2 protein-coding genes are annotated in these 5,338 nt (G+C 70.3%); both read right to left on the bottom strand.

From position 1 onward, the window contains the following. Positions 1–485 precede the first annotated feature (485 nt). Entirely contained in the window at positions 486–2,252 is a 1,767-nt protein-coding gene (locus D7V97_RS39505) for a tetratricopeptide repeat protein (protein ID WP_120615741.1), read from the bottom strand. Continuing rightward, positions 2,249–5,290 carry a DUF4175 family protein gene (locus D7V97_RS39500; protein WP_120615740.1) on the bottom strand — a complete coding sequence of 1,014 codons (3,042 nt, stop codon included), beginning with the start codon at positions 5,288–5,290 and terminating at the stop codon, positions 2,249–2,251. The genes D7V97_RS39505 and D7V97_RS39500 overlap by 4 nt, the downstream gene beginning before the upstream one ends. Positions 5,291–5,338 lie beyond the last annotated feature (48 nt).

The raw sequence follows: 5,338 nt of genomic DNA, 5'->3' as shown, positions 1-5,338 counted from the left end.
GGGGGGGCATGGTGCTGGGAGGCGTGGCGCTCTGGGCCAGCGAGACACCGCCAGCGAAGAGGGCCGCGGCCAGGGTGACTCCGTGCAGGGTGCGCTTCATGGTGCTGCTCCTTTTCAAGGCCTCGGGAGTGAGGCGGGACAAATCGGTGGAACCCGGATGCCCGGATCCGCGCGGCGCAAGTTGGAGCAGGGCGCGACGCGGAACCCAGCGGGTTGGAGCGCGGACGTGCGCCAACTCACGTTGTGTGGGCGGTCGGGTACGGCAGTCGACAGCGCCACTGCACCCGGGCCCGGGTGGAGACGTTCAATGCCTCACGGAACGCACTCGACACGCGGGAGCCCGCGCCTGGCTTCATCAGGCAGGGCGAATCCAAGACAATGGTTTGGAGCGCCATCCCCACTCTCCTCGTGCCCGAAAAATGAGGCATCCCCGAGGAGAGGGAAGGGGGCACGGATGCCCCCTGGCTGGCCGGTTGCTGGGGAGGCTACTTCGCGGGCTTCGGGGCCGGCTTCGACTCGGACTTCGGGGTCGCCTTCGGCGCATCCGGAGAGCTGGGGGGAACGTTCGTCTCCGACAGTTCCCCTTCGGCGCGCAGGAAGGCCTGGGCGGCGCGGTCCACGTCCTCGGGCTTCAAGCCGGTGAGGCTCGCGGCGGCCACCCGCGTGCGCGTGGCGAGCGCCGTCTCACCCAGCGCCCCGTGGATGCGGGTGAGGGCCAGGTGGATCTCCGGGTCGAACGGGTCGGAGGCCAGCGCCTCCAGGTAGGCCGTCTTCGCCTTCGGGTAGTCCTTGCGGAACAGCAGGATGCGGCCCAGGTGCACGTTGGTGGAGGGCGAGCCCGGGTGCATGCGCAGCGAGCCGCGCAGCACCGACTCCGCCTCGTCCAGCCGGCGCAGCTCCAGGAGCGCGAGCGCGAACTTGTTGGACACCGACTCGTACTTGTCGCCCACCAGCTTGTGCGCCCGCGCGTACTCCTCCGCGGCGGCCTTCACCCGGTTGCGCTCACGCAGGAGCTCCCCCAGGTGCGCGAACTTGCGCGCGGGCACTTCAGAGACCTCCGCGAAGTCGCCGAAGGAGATCTCCCGCCCCTTCTTCTCCGTGTCCTTCTGCGCGCCCTTGGCGTCCTCCTTGAGCACCACGCGGTCGTCGCGCGGCACCAATTCCTGGGGGAAGGGCTGCTTCTTCACGTACGACAGCCACGTCTTCTCGAAGAGGGGGAAGGGCATGCCCGTGGCCGCCTCCACCGCCTTCTTGTCCGTCTGCCCCGCCTTCAGCTCCTGGAGCACCGTGCGCAGCCCTTGCGTGCCCTGGGTGCCGTGGATGTAGTCGATGGCGTAGAACACCTCCGCGAACGCGGTGGCCGCGTCCTCCGCGGTGGGCAGCATGGCGATGGAGGGGTGCATCTTGTCGAAGGGGATGAGCTTGTCCTCCTTCACGCGCTTGCCCAGCAGCGCCTGCGTGGAGGGCGTCATCGCGAGGCCGCCCTTGCCGCGCCAGCGCGACTCCATGAACTTGGCGATGCCTTCATGCAGCCAGATGGGCACGGTGTTGTGGCTCATCTGGCTGACCACCAGGTGCACGTACTCGTGCGCCAGCGTGTCCTGCCAGTCGTAGCCCTGCGCCACGGCCTTGGGGCTCGTCACCATCAGCTTGTTGAACTTGCAGATGGCGATGGTGCCCGTGGTGCGGATCTGCTTCTCCGTGAGCGTGCTCACCTTGGACAATTCGCGCGCGTTGTTCACCACCTCCACGCGCACCTTGCCCGGCGGCGTCCAGCCCAGGTCTTCCTTGAGGGCGCGGTGGATGGCCTCCAGCGTCTCCAGCGCGTAGGGGACCAGCACCTCCTCCTTGCCCTTGGGGAAGAAGAAGATGAAGTGCTCGCTCTCCGCGCGCTGGTGGTCCTGGGTGATGGCGCGCGTGTCCTTGGCCAGGCGCAGGTAGCTGCCCGGCTTGTCCTCGATGTTCGCGCCCTCCAGCAGCGTCACCGCGTCGTCGTACTGGCCCTCCTCGAAGGCCACGCGGCCCTGGAAGTACTTCAGGGGCTCCAGCTCGGACGGGACGCGCTTCTCCACCTCGACCAGCTCGCGCCGGGCGCTGGCCACGTCCCAGTCGTCCAGCGACTGCTCCACCTTGCCCAGCCGCGTCTTCACGTCCTCCTTGAGGGAGGCGTCGGACGGCTGCGCGAAGGCGGCGGGGACGGTGAGGAGGAGGGCGCAGAGTGCCGCGCCGAGGGTGTGCGTGCGGTGGCTCACTTCACCAGCTCCTCGTAGTAGCGCTTCACCTGCTCGCGGTACTTCTCCGGCGCGCCCTGCTTCATCGCGTCGAGCAGGTCCTTGCGGAACTCGCGCGGCGCCTGGAAGGCGTCCTCGTCCGGCAGCTCCACCTTGTCCTGCGGGTTGCGGCCGTTGCCCTCCTGGCGGCGGCCGGAGCCCATGGGCATGGGCAGCCCGCGGCCCTGCTTGCGGCCCTGCTGGCTCTGCTGCATCTGCTGCTGGAAGCGCTTGAGGCCTTCCATCGCCGCCTGCTGCTCGCCGTAGCCGCGGCCCGGATCCTTGCCCTGCATGCGCTGTGACGCTTCACCCATGCGCTGGCCAATCTCATCCATCTGCTGGCCGGCCTCCTCGCCGAACAGCGGCGCCGTCTGCTCCATGTCCTCCATCTGCTGGCGCAGGCCCTGCGCGCGCTGCTCCAGCTGCTGCTGGCGCTGGCCCAGCTGCTGGAGCTGCTGCTTCTCGCCCTGCGACAGCTGCGAGCCCGGCGGCGGGAAGAGGGACTGGAGCTGCTGGCTCACGTCCGACACGTCGCGCGCGTCCTTCCTCAGCCGCTCCGCGAGCTGCGCGGACTGCTGACGCACTTCCGGCGGGTTGCCGAACATCTCGTCCAGCTGGCGCTGCTGCTCGCCCATGCTGGAGAGCTGGCGGGCCGCGTCCTCGGCGCGGGCGGCGGACTCGGCGGCGAGGTCGAAGTCGTCCACCTTGAGCGCGTTCTCCACGTTGCGCAGCTCGGACTGGGCCTCTTCCAGGGGGCGGGCCGCGCGGCTGTTGAGCCGGGCCGGATCCAGCTTCTCGTAGTTCTCCTGCACCTGCTTCACCTTGCGCTGAAGCTCGTCCTTGAGGGCCTGGCCCTTCTCCTTGAGCCGGTCGCGGTTCTGGTTGCGGGCCTGGTCGCGCAGCGCGCGTGTCTGCTCGGCGACCTTCTGCTGTTCGTCCATGGTGCCCTGCAGGTCGTCCATGAACTTGCCGAACTTCTCCGCCAGCTCCGGGTACTGCTCGGCGCCGAAGTCCTCCTGGGACTTGTCCATGGAGTCGAGCATCTCGTCCATCTGCATGCCCAGCTCCTGGAGCTTCGCCAGGGCCTCGTCCGCCTTGCCCTCCTGCATCAGGCGCTCGACCTCATCCATGGCGCCCTGCATGTCCTCCTGCTGCATCATCTCCGACAGCGCCTCGGCGTTGAGGTGCTCGTCGCGGATGCCCTTGCGCAGCTCCGCCATGCGCTGCATCAGCTCCTGGATGCGCGACTTGAGCTGTTGGATCTGCTGCATCACCTGCTCGCGCGCGGACTCGTCCGGGTTGGCCTTGTACTGTTCGATGAGGCGCGACAGGTCGCGGCGGTCGTTGGCGAGCTGCTTCGTCAAATCCTGCAGCGCCTCCAGCTTCTGCCGATCCAACAGCGACTCCAGGTAGAGGATGTCGCGCTCCAGGCCTTCAATCTCGTCGTCCACCACGGCGGTGAGCCGGGTGCCGGTGCCCCAGTCCTCGCCGCGCGCGCGCTGGGTGCGCAGGAACAGGCGGCGGAAGTCGGAGGTGGTGCTCACGCTGCGCTTGAGCTCGCCGCCGATGTTGAGCAGCGCGGAGACGATCTCCTTGGGCACGTCCTTCTCCCGCGACAGCTCCTGGCCCTGCTCGCGGAAGTCCTCGGAGAGCTGCTGGCCGCTGGCGTCCACGGTGCGCGCGGCCTCCACCGCCTGCGCGTCCTTCTGCTTCGCGCGGTCGGGGCCCTCCAGGCGCTCCGCCAGGTGGTCCACGAGCCGGCCCCACAGGGCCTCGGCCTTCTCCAGGGCGGCGCGGCGGTGCTCGGCGGCGCTGTACACGCGCAGGGTCTGCGTGCGGCTGACGCCCTTCTTCGGGCCCTCCACCGCGTCGTTGTCCTTCGCCTCCACGTAGTAGGTGATGCGGTCGCCGGGGGCGGGCTTGAGGGGGCCCAGGTCCCAGGTGTACGTGCCCCGGCTGCGGCGGCTGTCCTCGCGCGGCAGGTTCACGCGCGTCTCCTGCTTGGCGCCGGGCATGCGGAACACCAGCGACAGGCCGGACAGGCCGTAGTCGTCGGTGGCCTCGTACTTGAGCGTCACCGTCTGGGCGGGGTCGACCTCGATTTCAGACGAGGGCGTGAGCAGCGTCACCTGGGGCGCCTTGTCCGCCTCCACGGTGAGCGGGATGTCCGGGCCCACCGCGAGCGGCTTCGAGCGCGAGCCGTAGAAGACGAAGTGGTAGTGGCCGCCCTGCTTCGCGACGAAGCTGCCGGCCAGCTCGCGTTCGCCCGTGACGGTGAGCGGCAGCACCTGGTCGTTGACGACGACCTCCGCGCGCTCGATGGGGCGGTCCGAGCGCGTCTTCAGCGCGACCTCGGTGCCGGACGGCGCGCTCACCTCGCCATTGGTGCCCGGCACGGTGCGCGGCGCGAGCCCCGTGTACGCGGGGTAGCGGTACGTCAGCTCGATGTCGCCGGTGATGGGCTCCGCCTGCGCGGCGGTCTCCGGGCGCGCGGCCTGCTCGCGCAGGTGCTTCCAGCCCGCGGCCCACTGCCCGCCCACGAAGAACATCAGCACCGCGAGCGCGAGCACCGTGCCGCCGCACGCCAGGGCCACGCGGCGCAGGGGCTGGACGTCCACGACGAGCCGTGGGTCCACCGTGCGGGCGCGGTCGTCCATCTGCTGGAGGAACGCGTCCGCGAGCTGCGGCGACCAGCCCGCCTCCTCGCGGCGCTCGTGCGACAGCTCCACCGCCGCGAGCACGTCCAGGGACAGCTCCGGCCGGCGCTGGCCCACGAGTCGGGCGGTGCGCAGGTCGTCGCCCACCTGGCGGCGGGCGACGACGATGCCGAAGAAGCAGGCCACCGCCGCGCCCACCGGCACGGCGAGCCACAGGAGCACCTGGGCGAGGCCCGGGGCCACCCGGCCGAGGAGGCCCGTGGCGACGAAGAGGACGAGGGCTGCGACCGTGCCGAGCAGGGCGCCCTGGGCCCACAGGTGGCGGCGCTGGCGGGTGCGGACGCTGGCGAGCAGGTCCGCCACGCCTCGGGAGCGCGCTTCGCGCCGGGCCTGGGGAGGCGGGGCCGGAGG

Origin of the sequence: Corallococcus sp. CA053C (assembly GCF_003611675.1) — a bacterium.
GTDB lineage: Bacteria > Myxococcota > Myxococcia > Myxococcales > Myxococcaceae > Corallococcus.
This window is presented reverse-complemented; position numbering and strand designations above follow the sequence as displayed.